This is a genomic window from Candidatus Binataceae bacterium, assembly GCA_035308025.1.
GTDB lineage: Bacteria > Desulfobacterota > Binatia > Binatales > Binataceae > JAJPHI01.
Map to the genome: position 1 here is coordinate 37,896 of DATGHL010000019.1, position 16,981 is coordinate 54,876.

Here is a 16,981-nt window from a genome sequence, read left to right on the forward strand (position 1 = left end):
GCCCTAAAGGTGGCGGACCCCTGCAGCCTTTGAATCTGATGGCGCCAGTTCATCGAGATGCTCGATGACTTCATAATTATCATTTTCGAGCAGGTCTAGCCGCTCGACCATCGGATAATCGCGCAGGAGTCCGACATCGGTGCGGCTGGCCACGTCTTCGAAAGCGAGTTGCTCGAGACCCAATTGATCGGTCACGGGCACCGCGCGATGCGGCCCGCGATGCAGTATGGCCAGCGAGACAATCGCAATTGCCGCGACGCCCGCGGCCGCCAGCGGTCTCCACGCGAAGATCGCTTGTTGCCACGGCAGCCGCGACGGCGCTTTGCGCGCCGCCAGCTTGCGCCGCAATTCGCTGCGAAATGCGCTCCATTCCGGCGTGGGCAGCTGCGCGACTTCGCGCGCGATCAAACCCAGCGCCCGCGTCAGCGCTTGCGCCTGCGCAGGACACTCGCCGCAGTTCTGCAGATGAGCCTCGACCCGCGTCCGCTCGCGCCCGGCAAGTTCACCGCGCAACCAAGGAATCAGATCAGCTTCAGGATGCCTGCGCAGCATGGCTAAGTTTCCTTCAACATCTTCATCAGTCGCGTCACGCCCCGATGCAAATGCACGCGGGCCGTGCTTTCCGAACATTTGAGCACCGCGGCAATCTCACGGCTGCTGAGGTCCTCCTGCACGTGCAGCAGGACGGCGGCGCGTTGCGCCGGTGAAAGTTGCTTGAGCACTTCGCGGAGGTTCCCCGCGGTCTGACTGCGGATCGCGTCCAGCTCGGGACCCGGTTGTTCAGAAGGCGGGTCGATCGGCGGCTCGTCCGACTCCTCGCGCGGACTTGAGAGCGGCAGGACTTTCCGCCACCAGCGGTTGCGCCGCTGATGATCGATGCAAAGGTTGACGACGATCCGGTAAAACCAGGTGGAAAAGCGCGAACGCCCGTCAAAGCGATGGGCCGACTCGAACAAACGGATGAAAGCTTCTTGTGCGATGTCACGGCCGTCGGCCTCGTTGCCCAGAATGGAGCCGGCCATGCGGAAGACCCGCGCCTGATGGCGTTCGACCAGCGTCTCGAAGGCCATATTGTCGTGCGCGGCGATTCTTTGGCACAGTTCCTCATCCGTCGGCTCCAAATTCACCGGTCCATCTCTCTGGTACGGCTGCGCCCACTTCTGGGGATGCGCGCGCGACAATTCTCATCGAATGACGGGAAATTGCTCGCTTTAGCCGACGCCGGACCGATGTTACTCCCCGCAGAGCATTGGACGGAAGGAGATTAAGATTCGTTTACCTTCGCAGCGCAGTGTCTCATGAAAGCCCGGAGAATTTCTTTGTTCCTTACGATTGCTGCGGAATGCTTCGCGAACTCCGCAACCTCGAGTAGCGTAAACGGAAGCGAGCCGCTCTGCGTCCAACGATTTGAGCGGCACAAATCGCCGATCAAAGGAGAAAGACGGGAGGTCCAAGTTGATGAAAACTGAAGGTAAAAGGAAGAAACGTTTGCTTACGGCCTTTGCGGCGTCGATTCTGGTCGGCGCGCTCGGTACTGGGGCCATGGCGCAAAACAGCCCGGTGGCCAACTTTGATTACGGCTACCTGAACCAGCATCCGCAGATCGCTCAGCAATTGGCCGGCAATCCCGCGTTGGTCGATAACTCGCAATACATGACGGACCATCCGGGCCTGCGTGAATACTTTGCGAATCATCCCGAAGTCAGGTCACTGATAAAACATCATCCGTACCGCTTTATGTCCGCCGAAGACCAGGCCAACAATTGGCGTGGTCGATACTGGCCCAATAACTGGACCGGAAATTATCATCCTTATCCAGCGGGCGGCTGGAATTCTTACAACAACGCCAATAATGCCTCGTGGCGCTTTGACCACGGCTACTTGTCGCAGCATCCCGACGTCGCGCAGCAGTTGGCGTCGAATCCGGCGTTGGCCGACAATCCGCAGTTCATGGCCAGTCATCCCGGACTGCAGGAATACCTGGAGAATCATCCGCAGGTGCGGAGCGATCTGCGACAGCATCCCTACCAATTTCTGAGCCGGGAAGACCGGCTCAATGGCTGGCATGAGCCTTACAATCCAAATGCTCCGCAGCCGCTCGCGAACAGTGACCGCTACCTCGATCAGCATCCCGAGGTCGCGCAGCAGCTCAACACAAATCCCCGGCTGATCGATAATCAGCAGTACGTGAGTAACCATCCGGGTCTGCACGAATTTCTGGCGACTCATCCCGACGCGCGCCGGCAGTGGCGGTCGCATCCGTACAGGTTTGATCATCGCGAGAATCGCTACGATCGGACTCACTGAGGAAGCTCTCCCTGACCCCTCTCCTGCATGGAGAGGGGTCAGAAACCTTCCGAATTTCCCGCCCAATCCCCTTCTGTCCTTTCCCGGTTTTTCGGGCAGCGCGCATCTCTACGTTCCACTGCGGAAGGTTGTGCCTGTCTCCCAAATAGATAAATCGCGTTTGCGCTGCTGCGCGATCCGACGCGCACCTGCGCTCCGGTCCGCACCGAAATGGGCGCGCACCGCGGGCGCGGCGCTCCACAGAGTTCGAGGATTCTGCTTATAGGGTTCCGGATGGACAGCTCTGCCGTAACTTTTATACGGTGGGGGTCTGAATGATTCCCTTTGCCGGAAATCCCCTTAATCGCGCGAGCGAGAAGCGCACCGATACAGCCTGGATCGAGGCCAGGCGGCGCGAACCCTCCTCGCTGATTTTGCCAATGTGGCGTCTCGCGCCATTTCTTCGCGGGCTGGAAGAGGCGGTCGCACCCACGGAGCTCGGCCTGGTCCATCCGGAAATCGCGGATGCGCTTGCGGATGAAGACGCGGCGTGCGTTTTTCTCGGCCTCGACGGTGACCTCGCGGTGTTCGCACTCGACCTCGCCGCGAGCGGCGACCCGGGGACAAGAGAACCGCTTGCCGGACTCGGCCATTTCCGCGAGGCCCGTAACGCTGCGCAAATTGTCTCGATCAAAGACGCCGCGATCATCGCGCAAGCTAAGGCGATAATCGATTGGCATCAGCGCCACGGTTTCTGCCCGCGGTGTGGCGCAGCGACGAAGATCATGGATGCGGGCTATCGGCGGCTATGCGGCCAATGCAAGGCGGAACATTTTCCGCGCGTCGATCCGGTGGTGATCATGCTCGCGACCAACGGTGAAGCATGCCTCGTCGGGCGCGGCAAACAGTTTCCGGCCGGGATGTTCTCGGCGCTGGCAGGCTTCATCGAGCCCGGCGAAACGATCGAGGAAGCCGTCCGCCGCGAACTGATGGAGGAGGCGGGCCTTAAGGTCGGCGCGGTAACTTATTATGCGACGCAGCCATGGCCCTTTCCCTCGTCGCTAATGATCGGATGCTTTGCGCAGGCCGCGAGCCGCGCCGCCAAGGCGGACGACAACGAGCTCGCCGAAGTGCGCTGGCTCGAGCGCAGCGTCGCGCGCGAGCTGCTGGCGGGAAAGCAGGTCGCGGGCATCCGGGTGCCGCCGCCGATCGCAATCGCCCATCATCTGATCAAGGCGTGGGCGTTCGGCGAGAAGTAACCGCGAATCAATTGCTGGCGGAAGCCCTTTCGGGACGTCGCTCGCGGTCATGACCTTGGCTGCTTTGCAATGCACATGGCGTTGGGGGTCCGCGATCCGGATTGGCGCGCCGTCCGCGAAGGCGACTACTGCCTCGATTCCGGCTCCGGCGATATTCTTCAGACTCAGGACACTAGTCGAAAGTCAGGACGGTGCGGGTGACTTCGCCCGCTTCCATCGCACGGAAGGCCTCGTTGACGTCTTCGAGGCGCCCGCGGCGGCTGATCATGTCGTCCAGGTTGAGGCGGCCCTGCCGGTAAAGGTCGAGATACTTGGGCATGTCGAGTTGGAATCGATTCGAGCCCATGTAGCAGCCCTGGACGCGCTTCTCGACGAAGAGATGGCCGGCGTTGAATTCGACCTTTTGATCGGGTGGGATTGCGCCGACCAGGGTGGCGAGGCCGCGCGGCGCGAGACAATAGATACACTGCTCAAGCACGCGCGGATTGCCGATCGCATCGAAAGAGTAGTCCGCGCCGCCGTTGCTCAAGCGCTTGATTTCGCGGACCGCATCGGCGGATGAGCTGTTAATCACATCGGTCGCGCCGAAGTGCCGGGCGATTTCGAGTTTATTGTCGCGAATATCGACGGCGATAATCTGCCGCGCACCGGCGATCCGCGCCCCTTGAATCACCGAGATGCCGACGCCGCCGCAGCCGAACACCGCCACCGAAGAGCCGGGCGCGACCTGCGCGGTGTTGAGCGCGGCGCCGACGCCGGTGGTAACGGCGCATCCGAGCAGCGCGGCGCGGTCGAGCGGGATGTCATCGCCGATCTTGAGTACGGCGCGCTCGTGGAGGAGCATCTGTTCGGCGAAGGCGCCCAGATCGGCGAATTGAGTCAGGCGGACCCCCTTCTGCGAAAGGCGGGGCGGCTGGTCACGCGGCCGCTCGCAGTCGGCGCGCCCGACGCATAGATGCGGCCGGCCGAGCAGGCATTGCGTGCAATTGCCGCAATAAATCGAGGTGCAGGCGATGACGTGATCGCCAGGCTTAAGCGCGGTCACGGCGGCCCCGACGGCCTGGATTATGCCAGCAGGTTCGTGGCCGAGAACCGCCGGAAGTTTGGTCGGCAGCGCGCCGTGGAGGCAATGCAGATCGCTGTGGCAGACGCCGACGGCGACGGTGCGGATCAGGACTTCATGCGCTTGCGGCTGGCCGATCTCGATTTGCTCGATCGACAAGGGCTGGTTGATCTCACGGAAAATCGCAGCTTTCATCTCTGATAACCTCGGCTCTCGGGATGCGGCTTCACAGCAGGCGTCCCTCTTATAGCCCGCGTCGGCTTCCGCGACCAAACGCGCGGTGCTTGCAAGTTTTCGAGCAACCTGATTGTCATCGCGTAAATCATCTGCACTGAAAGAGGCATCATGGCATTCACGAATATTACGCTCGAGAAGCACGAACTGATCGGGACGCTGACGCTCAACCGGCCCGAGAAATTGAACGCGATGACTCCGGGGCTGATCGGCGAGTTCGGAGAGGCGCTCACGGAAATCGAAAAGGACGCCGAGATCAAAATCGTGATCATCCGCGGTGCGGGGCGCGCCTTTTCGACCGGTTATGATCTGACCGGAGGCTGGGGCGAGGGCAACTCGGAGAAATTCACGATCGACTCCGATCAGCAGTTTCTGCAACGCTACGTCGAGCACTGGCTCCGCTTGCGCGATTTGCCCAAGCCGGTCATCGCGATGGTGCATGGCTACTGCCTCGCGGGCGCGACGCAACTCTGCGTGAGCAGTGACATGATCTTTGTGGCGGACGACGCCCAGATCGGGTTCCCTTCGATTCCGGCCGGGGCCGGCTACGTCAGCGCGTTTTGGAACTGGATGGTCGGGCCGCATCGAACGAAATACCTCGCTTTTCTGCCCGGCAGCCGGATCAGCGGCAAAGAAGCCGAGGCGATGGGCTTCGCGACGCGCGCGTTTGCGGCCGCGAGCCTCGAAGCTGAAACCTACGATTATGCCCGGCGGGTGGCCAAGGTGCCCGCGCAAAAGCTCCGGCTCGAGAAGCTCGCGATCAATCGCGCGATGGACTTGCGGGGTTTTCGCAGCACAGTGCTGGCGGGCGCCGAGTTCGACGCGATTTTCCATTTCGGGCCGGGCAACGACGAGGTCCGCGCGGTGCAGAAGGAACGCGGCCTGCGCGGTGCGATCAAGTGGTACGAGGAGAAGTAACTGCGTTCAGGGTCAGAACTCGTCCAGCTTGACGGCGCGGGGAAGCTGTCGCTCATCGTCGCTGGAGGGGCTCCCTTCAAGGCACCACGCCGACCAGCACCAGCGGCACGGCAGGAACCCCGCGGCCCTGTCGAATGACGTTGTAGAGTTCGGATTCATAGTAACCGATGCCCGACGACATTCGAGATTGCAGGTCTTTCATCGGCAAAATCTCGATGCCCACGTCGATGACGTCGCCGACAAAAAACGCCATGTGTTTCACAAATAGATCGTAAGCCACAAACGAGTACTTCCCAAGTTGCACCTCGACAGCGATCCGGTCTTTCACGAAATCGGTTTGGTTATAGGAACTGATAGCGCGGTGACCAGCTCCTTCAATTTCAGCCTTTTGCTGAACGGGTTTCAGGTTGATGGTCTTACGGATCAGGTGAACATCCGCGGTCACCCAATAAGAGGTTCGCTGTTCGCTCCATCCGAGCGTCTTAAACGCGCCGCGCATCGCCTTGTTCATATCGACAGGCGAATAGAGCAGTCCTAGCGCAGCCTTGCGCTTCTCCTTCGATTTTTTTGGTCCGGCATTTCTCCGCGTCAACGGCTGCGATCACATCCTGTGTTTCCTTCCAGCGTTGCGGATGATGCACAAGTAAAAATTCGATGCCATTCAGATGCGAGTGCGTTGCCGCAATCTTCATCGGTGTCCGCCATATGGTTTCGCCGGGTCGTAAACCGGCTTGCCCATTGGTCGGATTCGCAGGAAGCCCGCATGAAGCTGATGGACGCGATGCGCTTCGTCGGAAGTAGAGTTTTCCCTCGACCTCACCTGAGGTTCACTATTCGACTGTGATTTCTGTAATTTCACGAGAATAGCCTCGCCTGACGACATTTTCGCCGGGCGAGCCACCTTCAATGTCATAATCCCGGATTACCACAGCAATGGTTGCCGGCTTGGCCTTGAGTCCATGCGATTCAGGCAACCGCAGCTTCTTCGTCAGTACTGTTGCCATGCCTTTGCGAATTTCGATTGTAATTCTAGGGATCATCATTTTCGCGCTCTTGTAAAAATGGCCTACGTAACGACAAGACAATCTTTCAGATCGAAAGCTGTCACGTATGACTCTGTTCTCGTGTCTGGATTCTTCTGTGCCAATCAAAGACATTGCGATACTCGAAAAAAGTGCAGAGTTCATGGAGTCTACTTGCCTTAAATGTCGGCCGAGCCAGCTGTCGGACGAAAAGCGCCCGACGTTCGTCGTTTGACACGATGCCGAATCGCAGCGTCGGGCTCGGGAGCATCAAATGGACGTCATTGAAACGGAGCAGCCCACTGTACACGGGTGTCGAGTGTTCCACTTCGTAGAAGGCGGCGGGGCGATCGCCGCCGCGCTCCAACCAGATCACATCTATTTCCCCCGCGATTTCCCTAATTTACAGTATCGAAGTGGGCCACTTCAGCGTATCGAAATCAACAAGTGCCCGTAAGACATTCCCCGCCAGCAAGCAGCCTCCGACATCCTAGACTCGGCAAACCTACAGGTAAGACGATCGTGAAGCCGGCAATGCAGGGCTGACTGCCTGCGAACGCGCCAGCGACGCGATCTTTGGTTGTCCGCCGATCAGTAAGCGGCCTGCTTCGTCAAGCCTCTTGACATAAATTACGAAATTCCATAATTACGTGTCTTAGACATGCAAGAACCCGCTTCCAGTGTCCAGCGAAAATCCCGCGGACAAGGCAACTGCAATGAAACGATCATTTGGACGCACAGCAATCAGTCTTGTGACCCCAGGTGCGACAATCGCTCTCTTGCTGTCAGCCAGCCCTTGCTTGGCCGCTCCGACCGCTGGCGAATTGCCATGGGACCAGACGCTGATTGCCTTTCAAGACATGCTCATCAGCACCGTAACTCCAGCGGCTATCGCGCTCGCGTTCACCAGCGCCGTAGTCCTCTACGCGCTCGGAGGCCACGACGAGCAGGCACGCCGACTGTTGGGCTCCAGCATCGGCGGCGGCATTGCGCTGGCAATCGTCCATCTCCTCAATTACGTCGCCCTCTGAATCAGTTCGAAGCAACACAAGCTCCGCAGTCTGGAGGTCCAAGATGAAACTCGCACGCATCACCAAACCGCTCCGCTCCGTTCAGGCCCGCGTCATGCTGGCCGGCGACCTGAACGCCAGCCTCGAACGCTACGCGCGATACTATGAGCACATCCATGGAGACTCCGTGGACGCGAGAGCGCTTATTCCCGAGATTCTTCGCGCCTTCCTCGATGCCGACCGTGAGTTCCAGTCGTGGTCGCGCTCTGGCGGCGACAATCAGCCCCGCCGCGGCTCCGCTCCGGCTTCATCCAACGGCAGCGCCAAGGTGCAACCGTGACTTGCCTCATCGCGGTACCGGCTGACGTGCTTCGCACGTGTTTCGGACTGACACGCCACTCATCCCTTGGGATGAATGATGTGTACCAGAGCGTACACGGCGCATCGGAAAGTGGCGTGAGTCCGGGCGCTTCATCGTACACGCGAGCGTGTACGGCGTCCGGAGAGTGCGAAGCACATCAGCCGTAAGTCCGCGGAATCATTGATGCAAGCAGCGCTTTAACTGAGCACACACCGAGAGAAGTCCGATGTCGGAGATTGCGTACACGGTCCGGCTGGCGCCGGAATTACTGGAGCGGATCGAGAAGTCGGCGCGTGAGAGGGGCGTCTCGCCGCGCAAATTGATCCGCGCCGTGCTTGGCGAGCGCTTTGGCGCTCAGCAGAACGTCTCGTCCAGCCAGACCAACCAGCAACGCGATCTCGATCAGATTCTGTTCGATCTCACCCGTACCCGGCTCACCCTCCAGCATCTGCTCGATCGCCAAGTTGGGTCCGAGGTCACCGACCAGATCCGACAAGCCGCGCAACAGGAAGCCGAAAGCTACCTGCGCCGGCTGAGGAGAAGAACCATATGAATTTGTCACGCACTGCCATCCGATACGAATTGAGTCACGCTTCGGCGGGTATGCTGCTGCGCCTCTGGTTGCGCTGCTTTCTGCTCTGGATCCTGCTCTGGGCGGCTTCCGACGTCTTCATCGTCTGGTATTGGACCGGGCGCATCTCCGGGCCGGGCGCGCACGACTACTCCGGCCGCTGGATCCTCGCCTGGTTCTTCACCCAGAAGGTTCCGCTCTATTTCCTGACGCTTCCCTACAAAGGCGGCCGGGCCACCATCGACAGCATGTACGCCTACCTGAACTGGCGCTTCTATCTGAACCGCGACTTCGGCGATTGGTTCGCCGCCTACAGCATCTGGGGAGGGTTCTGCCCACACTCATAGTCGTCGTGATCGGTTTCGTGCTCCTACGAGATCCGGATGATCGTCCGGAAGGGAGGTATCTTCGAGGACTCAGACTGATCTCGCCGCGACAGCTCTCGCGCGAGCTTCGCCGCAGCACCACGCCCAATGACCGCGTAGGAGTCGAACTCGCGGGGGCCCGCATTCCGCGTTCCATGGAGTGCGAGCACTTCCTCGTCACCGGTGCAACAGGCGCCGGCAAATCCATGGCGATCCGCTCGCTCCTCCGTCAGGTTCAGGCGCGCGGCGAGATTGCCATCGTGGTCGATCCCGAGTGCGAATACGTTTTGGAATTCTACCGGCCTGGGCGGGATGACGTGATCCTGAACCCGGTCGATGAGCGCTGTCCGTACTGGTCGCCGTGGCTCGAATTGAGCGAGCGCTACTACGAGGCTGACGCGGCGACGCTGGCGGCTTCTCTGATTCCCGAGCCCCCGCGAGGCTACGAGAGCGGGTCGGATCACTTCTTCCGCCAGTCCAGCCGGACTCTACTGGAGAGCCTGCTTGGGGTCGGTACTTCCCGAGAGCCACAGAGCATTCCCAAGCTGCTCGAACTCAATCGCGATCAGTTGAAGCAGGCGCTGTCCGGTACGCCGGCATACAGTCTGATCGATCCGGGCGCGCACGAGCAGGGCGCCGGGATCGTCGCGACTGTCGCCAACGCGACCCGGCCTTTCCTGTATCTGCCGCCTCCAGACGGACGCCCCCGGTGGTGCGCACTCGAATGGTCGCAGGAGCCTGAAGGATCGTTGTTCCTCACGATGCGCGACGACTCCAACTCCGCGGCGCTCCCGCTCGCCAACCTCTGGCTCGATCTCTTGGTTGGCCGATTGCTCAACTCCAACCCCCGCCGAAGGGTCTGGATCATCGTGGACGAGCTGCCTGTGCTGGGCCGCCAGGCGAAGCTCGAGACGCTGGTAACACGTGGCCGCAAGCACGGACTGGCCGCCGTTCTCGGCTTTCAGAGCATTGCCCAACTGCGCCGGATCTATGGTCAGGAGCAGGCCACGGTCCTTGCCTCGATGCCTTCGACCAAGCTCCTGCTGCGCGTAGACGAGCCCGAGACGGCGGCGTTCATCGCGCGGCAGATTGGCGACCGCGAGACGCTCCGGGACGAAATCGGAATAAGCACAGCCCAGCGCGGCAATCGCTTCAATACCCATCCTTCACGGCGGACCGAGCCGGTCGTGATGGCCTCCGAGATCCAGCGCTTGCCGCGGCTTGAAGGCTATCTCTGCATCGCCGGACTCGACCGTGCGCGCGTCAAAATGAAGCCGTGCGTCGCTCAGAGGCGACAGGTCCAGTTCATTCCGCGTGCACTCCCGAGACAGATCCGCACTAAGGCAGGCGACGGAGTGGCGCCGCTGACGATCGCCGGCGGACCGATTCCTTCAAACGGGACCGTGGACGCACCGGTGAGGCCTCAAGACTAATGCTGGTAATGTCCAAAGGGGCGCTGACTGCGGCCCAGGCCGAGACCTACTACGAAGAGAAATACTCCTACGACGACTATTACAGCGAAAAGCAACGGGTCGTCGGGCACTGGTTCGGGCGCGCTGCCGAGGAGCTGGGACTCTCTGGTGAGGTAGCGACGCAAGACTTCCGGGCCGTGCTGCGCGGTGTTCGCCCCGCATCCGGCGAGGTGCTCGTTCACAAGGCGAGCGGTTACGACGACCGTCGCGCCGGTTGGGACGCGACATTCAACGCGCCCAAGTCGGTGAGCATCCAGGCTCTCGCCGGAGACGACCAACGCCTCATCGCTGCGCACCGCCGGGCAGTCAACCGCGCACTTGAGGAGGTTGAGCACTACGCCCTGTCGAGGCGACATGGCGGTAGCGAATGGGTCGTCACCGGCAATGTCGTCGCCGCACGCTTCGATCACATCGCCGCGCGTCCCGCGAGCGGAGTCCAAGACGGCTACGGCCCCGATCCTCATCTCCACACCCACGTCGTCATCGCCAACATGACCCGCCGCCCTGATGGCGAGTGGCGCGGTCTCGATCCAATTGAGATCTATCGCGCGCAAGCCTTCGCCACCGCCGTCTACCGTTCCGAACTGGCCCGTGAGGTCCAGCAGCTCGGATACAGAATCAAGGTCGCGGGACGAGACGGACGCTGGGAACTTGGCGGCTACACGCGCGAGCAGGTGATGGCGTTTTCTCGCCGCCGCCAGGACATCGAGCAGGCCCTAGCGCGTTCGGGCTTGGCAGGAGCCGAAGCCGCCCAGAACATCGCGCATAGAACCCGGCTTTCTAAAGACCACCGCGACGAAGATAGCCTCAAAGCCGAATGGCGGTTCCGCGCGAGGGAATACGGCATCGCATTCGACCGCGATGTCTCGCAGTCACATCGGCGTGAGAAACTTCAAAACGCCAACAGTGTTGAGGAGACGATTCGTTACAGCATTGCCGAAAACACCGAGCGCGAGGCCGTCATCGATCGCCGCGCCCTCGAAGCGAAGGCTCTCCAGCACGCAATGGGGAGCGTCGAGCTCGATGAGATACGAAGGGAAAGCCATCGCTTCCTGCGAGAAGGGCCGCTGATCTCGGTCGGCGACGCCGCGAGTTCGCCGCGGGGCGCGTACACGACGCCGGAGATGGTTGCTCTTGAGCGCGAGAACATCGAGCTGATGCGCAGTGGGCGAGGGAAGGCGAGCCCAATCGGCACGTTGCACGAGGTCCGCACGTGGGCGAACCAGCGCGGGCTAGCTTCGGACCAAGCCAGCGTCGCTGAACTCACTCTTGCGTCCGGCGATTGGCTGACTTCAATCGAGGGGCGCGCTGGCGCCGCAAAGACCACGACGGTTGGTGCCATCCGCGAGTTCGCGGAAGAACAGGAGTACGCAGCCTACGGCTTCGCTCCGACGACGCGCGCGGTCAGATCGCTCTCCGACGCGGGCATCGCCTCAAGAACTGTCGCGAGTCTCCTCGAAGGCCGAACACCGGATGTCGAGAAGAAACAGATCTGGATTGTTGACGAATCGAGCCTGCTCGCGACACGGCAGGTCAACCGGCTCCTGCAGAAGGCGAGCGCCGAAGGTGTCGAGCGGGTCATTTTCGTCGGCGACCAGCGCCAGCACCATGCGATAGAAGCAGGACGACCAATCTCTCAGATGCAGGAAGCGGGAATGCCGATCGCCCGCCTGGACACCATTCGCCGCCAGCGTGATCCGGAGCTCCGCGAAGCCGTTACGCTCGCGTCTAAAGGCGAGATCGCGCAGTCGCTTGCAATCCTTGAGCGGCGCGGCGACATCCGTGAAGTCGCCGACATCGAACAGCGCAGGGAGCAAATCGCGAGAGAATATGTCGCTGCCCACGCATCAGGGCAGCGGATTCTGGTCATCAGCCCGTCAAACGACGAGCGGCGCGAGCTGAACGAAGCGATTCGGTCTGCGCTGATCATCCGCGGCCATATCTCGTTCGTCGGCAAGGAGCACACGATTCTCTTAAATCGCGGCCTCTCCGGCGCGCAGCGTGCGATGGTTTACAACTACGAAGTAGGCGACGTGATCCGCTTCACCCGTGGAAGCAAACAGTTTGCGTTAATCAAAGGCGACTACGCCCGCGTCGAAGCTGTTGATCGCGACGCCAACCTGCTCACAGTGACGGCGCCGGATGGGCGGCGTCTCGAATACAATCCTGTCCGCCTATTCGGCGTCGAAGTCTTTCGCGAGGAAAAAAGGTTCCTCTCACGAGGGGACCGCATCCAGTTCCGCGCACCCGACCGGGCACTCGGCCTTGCCAATGGCGAGTTCGCTACGATTAGAGCCATCGACGCTCGTCGGGCCGTTGTGCACCTAGACAACGGCAAGCAGTTGAGCGTGGCGTCGGATCGTCTTCGCCACATTGACTACGGGTACGCTTCTACTTCGCACTCGGCGCAGGGCGCGACGGTCGATCGAGTTATCGTCGACATCGATAACCGGCTCTCCCCAGAGCTGGTCAACCGCAAGCAGTTTTACGTCTCGATCAGCCGCGCGCGGAGTTCTATATCAATCTATACCGACGAGCGGCACAGTCTCTCGTACGCAGTCAGCCGAACCCGCGAGAAATCCATCGCTCTTGAGCATTCCGGTGCTGCACCGCATCGCGCTTTCGCAGTTTTGCCGGAGCAGCATCAAACTATCAGTCGAGGACACGGTCTGCGCAGATAGATCGGCGCAATCAACGCCTTCTCCCAAGAAAATAGGTGGCGCTCGCTCCACTGGACACGGCGCGCCACCCGCTTACGCCGGACGCTTGCGCTTGTCACGCCGTGCAGCGTTCCACTTCGCGCGTCTCGGAATCCAGCGCGCGCCCTCAGGTTCGAGTGAAGGGCGCGCGCCTTCAAAATGGTGCGCAGTCACAGCAGGCAAACGGCTTACGGAATCATGCGCGAATCTCCGCGCTAAGAGCGGAGTCTTGCATATGACTCCGCTGTCGGGCTTTAGAGCATCCGGCCCCTGCCGGGAAGCGGACGCCGGGAACCGGGCTGGCACTCGATTCGATCTCTTGCACATTTTCGTAATTCAGAGATTGTGGCTTTTGATGACATTCCTGTTGTTCTCGGCTAATCTCTACTCGGAGGCGGCGAGCGGCGGTTGCTGGCGCTGACAGATTTTGAATGAAGACCTTCGGCCAAGTACTCAGGGAAGCTCGAAAGAAAGCCGGCATCACCCAGAGAGAGCTTGCCGCCCGCTTGAAGCGCGAAGATGGGCGTCCGGTCGATCCACCCTATCTCAACGCCGTCGAACACGACCATCGCTATCCGCCCGAAGACTACCTGATCGAGCAGATGGCCAGAATTGTCGGCATCTCCGCCGATGTGCTGTACTTTCATGCGAACCGGCAGCCGCCTGACGTAAAGACCGAAGCGGACCAGGAGCGGGTCGAGGCCGCTTACCGCGCGTTCCGCAGCGCGCTGGGAGTAAAACCGACCGGCAATCGAAAATGAAGCTGCTTCGCGACCCACTGGGACGCCCGATCGAGCGCCTCTACTTCAAAGCCGAGGTGCTTGACGAACGCTGCGAGCGGAAGATCGCGGACTTCATGAACCAGCACTGCGGCGGCTTCAAACTCCCGATTCCCACCTCCTCGATAATCCGCATGATCGCGGCGGAGGCCGATGAGCTCGAACTCCATGCCGATCTGGCCCAAGGCGTGGATGGATACACCGACTTCTTTCCTGACCGCAAGCCCAGGGTGAAGATTTCGGCGCGACTCTCCGCCACCCGCTACGAGAACCGCTTCCGCTTCACCCTCGGCCATGAATACGGCCATTATGCCGACTTCTGGATTATGCCGAGTTTTTTCGGTTGAGCTCTACGGGCCGAGCGGTGCGACTGGAAATGTCGGCATAATTCGGCTGTGCATTTCCTCGCGCTGAACGTTCGACTTGCGGTTGGTCGGAAGCTCGCTGACGATTCGGTTGAACCGCGCCTTGACCTCTTTGACATTTAACACTTTCACAGAGCGGGCTTCGTGAGACAGCATCGCTGGAAATTGGCAGGTATCCAAGCGTGTGGCAATTTCAAACGTTTAGGCTTCAGGGTCTTCGATCTGAGCTTCCTCGAGTTTCCTTGCTTCGCGGTTCCACGCATCGAGCATCCACGCCGGGAGTTGATCATGTCTTCTAACAGCGACCCGAGCGTTAGCGTACGGCATATGAGGCTCGAGAATGGTTCGCACTAAAAGAGTCTCGGCAGACACTTCAATCGGCGCAATCAAATCCGGAGCCATCGTGATGTTCTCGCGACTAGTCAGGTACAGCGGCACGACATAATTCATACGACCGAAATACCAGTACGGAATTTGGAGATTCCTATTAATGGACCACTGTATGGCGCCAGCGACTGCACATATCTGCGACACTGGAGGGGTTTGCGCTAAAAATTTGACCCGATCGGCATGGTCTCCAAGAATGTGATCATGGCTCATGACGATTTCCGCGCTGCGACTGATCGTTGGCGGTTCTGGGATAGACGGTGAGAGCGGCAATTCAGGCGCTGAAATCCTCGATCCCGCTGCGACGAGAATATAAGGTTGCTTGCCGATTTGAGGATTTGGCTCGAAGACCAGGTAGAGCGGCGTGCCGTAGCGTGTCTGCAGATGCCCGGCGCTCACGTAGATTTGATTCTCGCTCTGCGTGAAGCGCCCTTCTATGATGCTCCATGCGACATGCACAGCGAGATACTTCACCAAAACAAAAAGATCGTTGCCCCATTCCTCGGGCAGTGCCTCTGCTGAAAGGCGTTCAATTGTCTTATCTGGAAGAAACGCGAAGCGTCGCAACCTCTCGGTGACTTTAGCCGTTGCGGCAACGCCAAGCTGAGAGACTAGAGCATCCTTGTCGAACACGGTTCAGGCCCCTTTGCGAACAACGGTTGCGGGATTATTAGAACGGACGTTTTCGGAGCGCAAGGATCGGCGGACCGTGTGTCTTCCTCCGATTCAGGCCGTCCGTGGAATTGCCGCATGCGTCCAAGATAGAGAATACCTTAATCCTAATGCTCCTGACGGAAGGGCCAGGTTACGCTATTCTGTCGCAAGACAGGGAGGAGGCGGAGATGGCGGAAGGCGCTGACTCGATGGCATGAAGACATTTGGCCAAGTAATTACCGAGGCTCGCAAAAAAGCAGGCCTCACACAAAAGGAGGTTGCCGGACGCCTGAAGCGCGAGGATGGCCGCGTGGTTGATGCCCCATACCTAAATGCGATGGAGCACGACCGGCGCTATCCACCGTCGAATCATTTGATCGACCAGCTTGCCGAAATCCTCGGAGTGCCCGCCGACTTGCTCTACTTCCACGCGAAGCGATTGCCAGGCGATATCAAACGCGACGTGGACAATCAGCAGGTTGAGGCGGCGTACCAGGCTTTCCGCAAGGCGCTGAAAGGCTCTAAAACCGGCAGCAAAAAAAATGAAACCGCTTCGCGATCCGCTTGGTCGGCCGATTCCACGTCTCTACTTCAAGACAGAGGAGCTGGACGCCAGGTGCGAAGGGATCATCAGAGATTTCATGGAGCGCCGAGCCGGCGGCTTCCGCCTGCCGATTCCCACTGACGAGTTGACGCGCCTTATCGAAGAGCAAGCCGACGACCTCGATATGTACGCGGACCTGCCCGAAGGAATTCAGGGCCAGACGCTGTTCTTCCTCGATCGGCGGCCCAAGGTGCAGATCTCGGAAGCGATCCACAGAACCAAAAGCGACCACCGCGTTCGAACCACTCTGGCTCATGAATTCGGCCATTATGCCGACTTCCGGATTATGCCGAGTTTTTTCGGTTGAGCTCTGCGGGCCGAGCGGTGCGACTGGAAATGTCGGCATAATTCGGCTGTGCATTTCCTTGCGCTGAACGTTCGACTTGCGGTTGAGACTTGACCTATAGGGTCTCGGTCAGCGCCGGGGCGGGGAGTTGCTGATGCCTTCAGCGACTCGGTTGACGGTGCCGATCCAAAGTTCCCCACGCGAGGGGTAGCGCCGCCGATCTAACCGGGATGCGACGAGCGAAGCGGCTCTGATTCGCCGACGATCTGATCCTCCGAAGCCAGTGGCCTGACCTTTCGCCAACACGAAAGGAGAGGCACATGACATTCCCACGGACTCCTGACCGCGCGCGGCCGGGTGAGGCGCAATGGTTCTGGCCGCATCGGCAAACCTTCATGGAGCGACTGGCCGCGCAAGGCTCCTCGCGATTCACGCTGCGCGAATACGAATCGATCGCCGACCGCTTCGGTGCGGCAATTGAGAGCCGCGCTTTTGGTGTCGGCGACCTAAATGGCGCTACGACGGAGCGCCTTCGGCGGATGGTGCTGAGAGAGGTCCCCGAATACGCTCGCACCTACGCCAAGTTCTGTCTGGGACGCTTCATCAATCATCTGGTCGAGGCCGGGGTTGCGACTGCGCCGCGACC

At 60.2% G+C, this 16,981-nt stretch carries 21 protein-coding genes; 14 read left to right on the forward strand and 7 right to left on the reverse strand.

Annotated elements, in window-relative coordinates; all coding sequences use genetic code 11:
- Nucleotides 1–3 precede the first annotated feature (3 nt).
- Nucleotides 4–552, reverse strand: coding sequence for a zf-HC2 domain-containing protein (locus VKS22_05590; GenBank protein HLW70077.1), 549 nt, complete (start codon nucleotides 550–552; stop codon nucleotides 4–6).
- 2 nt (nucleotides 553–554) lie between these two features.
- On the reverse strand, nucleotides 555–1,127 hold the full coding sequence (locus tag VKS22_05595; GenBank protein HLW70078.1) for an RNA polymerase sigma factor: 573 nt from the start codon (nucleotides 1,125–1,127) through the stop codon (nucleotides 555–557).
- Between the two features lie 331 nt (nucleotides 1,128–1,458).
- Between VKS22_05595 and VKS22_05600 the strand changes: the two genes are divergently transcribed.
- The gene (locus VKS22_05600; protein HLW70079.1) at nucleotides 1,459–2,307 is read left to right on the forward strand and encodes a hypothetical protein; all 849 of its coding nucleotides are present in this window, start codon (nucleotides 1,459–1,461) and stop codon (nucleotides 2,305–2,307) included.
- 314 nt (nucleotides 2,308–2,621) lie between these two features.
- Nucleotides 2,622–3,545: an NAD(+) diphosphatase gene (nudC, locus tag VKS22_05605; protein HLW70080.1), complete on the forward strand. Its 924-nt coding sequence runs from the start codon at nucleotides 2,622–2,624 to the stop codon at nucleotides 3,543–3,545.
- Between the two features lie 172 nt (nucleotides 3,546–3,717).
- Here nudC and VKS22_05610 read toward each other — a convergent pair whose 3' ends face one another.
- Nucleotides 3,718–4,803: a Zn-dependent alcohol dehydrogenase gene (locus tag VKS22_05610; GenBank protein ID HLW70081.1), complete on the reverse strand. Its 1,086-nt coding sequence runs from the start codon at nucleotides 4,801–4,803 to the stop codon at nucleotides 3,718–3,720.
- A 150-nt stretch (nucleotides 4,804–4,953) separates the two neighbouring features.
- On the opposite strand from VKS22_05610, the gene VKS22_05615 reads away from it, so the two are divergent.
- Nucleotides 4,954–5,760, forward strand: coding sequence for an enoyl-CoA hydratase-related protein (locus VKS22_05615; GenBank protein HLW70082.1), 807 nt, complete (start codon nucleotides 4,954–4,956; stop codon nucleotides 5,758–5,760).
- Between the two features lie 76 nt (nucleotides 5,761–5,836).
- On the opposite strand, the gene VKS22_05620 is transcribed toward VKS22_05615, so the two are convergent.
- From VKS22_05620 to VKS22_05630, 3 genes are all read right to left on the reverse strand, one after another.
- The gene (locus tag VKS22_05620; protein HLW70083.1) at nucleotides 5,837–6,271 is read right to left on the reverse strand and encodes a BglII/BstYI family type II restriction endonuclease; all 435 of its coding nucleotides are present in this window, start codon (nucleotides 6,269–6,271) and stop codon (nucleotides 5,837–5,839) included.
- Nucleotides 6,243–6,452, reverse strand: coding sequence for a hypothetical protein (locus VKS22_05625; GenBank protein HLW70084.1), 210 nt, complete (start codon nucleotides 6,450–6,452; stop codon nucleotides 6,243–6,245). The genes VKS22_05620 and VKS22_05625 overlap by 29 nt, the downstream gene beginning before the upstream one ends.
- Nucleotides 6,453–6,590: 138 nt before the next feature.
- On the reverse strand, nucleotides 6,591–6,803 hold the full coding sequence (locus tag VKS22_05630) for a hypothetical protein (protein HLW70085.1): 213 nt from the start codon (nucleotides 6,801–6,803) through the stop codon (nucleotides 6,591–6,593).
- Between the two features lie 695 nt (nucleotides 6,804–7,498).
- Between VKS22_05630 and VKS22_05635 the strand changes: the two genes are divergently transcribed.
- The 8 genes from VKS22_05635 to VKS22_05670 all read left to right on the forward strand — a co-directional run bounded on the left by VKS22_05635 (nucleotide 7,499) and on the right by VKS22_05670 (nucleotide 14,386).
- Nucleotides 7,499–7,813: a hypothetical protein gene (locus VKS22_05635; protein HLW70086.1), complete on the forward strand. Its 315-nt coding sequence runs from the start codon at nucleotides 7,499–7,501 to the stop codon at nucleotides 7,811–7,813.
- Nucleotides 7,814–7,856: 43 nt separating this feature from the next.
- Nucleotides 7,857–8,132, forward strand: coding sequence for a DUF2274 domain-containing protein (locus VKS22_05640; GenBank protein HLW70087.1), 276 nt, complete (start codon nucleotides 7,857–7,859; stop codon nucleotides 8,130–8,132).
- Nucleotides 8,133–8,379: 247 nt separating this feature from the next.
- Nucleotides 8,380–8,706, forward strand: a complete 327-nt coding sequence (locus tag VKS22_05645) for a hypothetical protein (GenBank protein HLW70088.1) — start codon at nucleotides 8,380–8,382, stop codon at nucleotides 8,704–8,706.
- Nucleotides 8,703–9,071 (forward strand): hypothetical protein, encoded by a 369-nt coding sequence (locus VKS22_05650; GenBank protein ID HLW70089.1) that lies wholly within the window; start codon nucleotides 8,703–8,705, stop codon nucleotides 9,069–9,071. The genes VKS22_05645 and VKS22_05650 overlap by 4 nt, the downstream gene beginning before the upstream one ends.
- A gap of 17 nt (nucleotides 9,072–9,088) precedes the next feature.
- Entirely contained in the window at nucleotides 9,089–10,522 is a 1,434-nt protein-coding gene (locus tag VKS22_05655) for a type IV secretion system DNA-binding domain-containing protein (GenBank protein ID HLW70090.1), read from the forward strand.
- Complete coding sequence (mobF, locus tag VKS22_05660) at nucleotides 10,522–13,242, forward strand: MobF family relaxase (GenBank protein ID HLW70091.1); 2,721 nt, start codon at nucleotides 10,522–10,524, stop codon at nucleotides 13,240–13,242. The genes VKS22_05655 and mobF overlap by 1 nt, the downstream gene beginning before the upstream one ends.
- Before the next feature lie 449 nt (nucleotides 13,243–13,691).
- On the forward strand, nucleotides 13,692–14,021 hold the full coding sequence (locus VKS22_05665) for a helix-turn-helix transcriptional regulator (GenBank protein ID HLW70092.1): 330 nt from the start codon (nucleotides 13,692–13,694) through the stop codon (nucleotides 14,019–14,021).
- Complete coding sequence (locus tag VKS22_05670; protein HLW70093.1) at nucleotides 14,018–14,386, forward strand: hypothetical protein; 369 nt, start codon at nucleotides 14,018–14,020, stop codon at nucleotides 14,384–14,386. The genes VKS22_05665 and VKS22_05670 overlap by 4 nt, the downstream gene beginning before the upstream one ends.
- Before the next feature lie 219 nt (nucleotides 14,387–14,605).
- Here the strand turns inward: VKS22_05670 and VKS22_05675 are convergent, their stop codons facing one another.
- The gene (locus tag VKS22_05675; protein ID HLW70094.1) at nucleotides 14,606–15,424 is read right to left on the reverse strand and encodes a DUF3825 domain-containing protein; all 819 of its coding nucleotides are present in this window, start codon (nucleotides 15,422–15,424) and stop codon (nucleotides 14,606–14,608) included.
- Nucleotides 15,425–15,659: 235 nt separating this feature from the next.
- Between VKS22_05675 and VKS22_05680 the strand changes: the two genes are divergently transcribed.
- The 3 genes from VKS22_05680 to VKS22_05690 form a co-directional block, all read left to right on the forward strand.
- Nucleotides 15,660–16,130: a helix-turn-helix domain-containing protein gene (locus VKS22_05680; protein ID HLW70095.1), complete on the forward strand. Its 471-nt coding sequence runs from the start codon at nucleotides 15,660–15,662 to the stop codon at nucleotides 16,128–16,130.
- Nucleotides 16,087–16,356, forward strand: coding sequence for a hypothetical protein (locus VKS22_05685; GenBank protein HLW70096.1), 270 nt, complete (start codon nucleotides 16,087–16,089; stop codon nucleotides 16,354–16,356). Before VKS22_05680 ends, VKS22_05685 begins: the two co-directional genes overlap by 44 nt.
- Before the next feature lie 299 nt (nucleotides 16,357–16,655).
- On the forward strand, nucleotides 16,656–16,981 hold a 326-nt coding region (locus VKS22_05690), incomplete at its 3' end, for a hypothetical protein (protein HLW70097.1).